This window comes from Sporosarcina sp. P29 (assembly GCF_002743265.1).
Taxonomy (GTDB): domain Bacteria; phylum Bacillota; class Bacilli; order Bacillales_A; family Planococcaceae; genus Sporosarcina.
Map to the genome: position 1 here is coordinate 1 of NZ_PDYX01000102.1, position 422 is coordinate 422.

A 422-nucleotide genomic window follows, 5' to 3' on the forward strand; every position below is an offset into this window, starting at 1 on the left:
TGTCGACAGACAAACTCCCTTTTGGACTGAGCAGTTTTTCCGCCGCTTTTTGCAGTTCCCCGGCGTCAGCGTAAGAAAAAGGTATGCTGTGCGAGACCAGCGGCGCATCAAGCTGTCGGCGTGTCCGCTCCTGCTCTTTGCGTTCCAGCTGTTCACGCTGCCAGGCTGCGGTGTGAACATAAAAAATCCCCCCTTCTTCATGCAGAACAAGCCCGGCGCTGGTGACGACCGTCTGTAGCGCCTGTCGCCAGGGGACGCGTGTCAGATTGAGCGACAGCGTGCCGCTGACATCTGGCGATACCACCAGATTACGGTTCTCCTGTGCGACCAGCGCCTGTAGCACCTGCACCACCGGTACCTCATCCACCACCAGCGTGACCGGCTTTGGCGCGGCGGCCCACAGCGGATGACTGAACGCCAGC

1 pseudogene is annotated in these 422 nt (G+C 60.2%); it reads right to left on the minus strand.

Annotated features, from left to right (window positions below):
- Nucleotides 1-422 (minus strand): annotated as a pseudogene (locus CSV68_RS16745) (hypothetical protein); the annotation flags it as partial.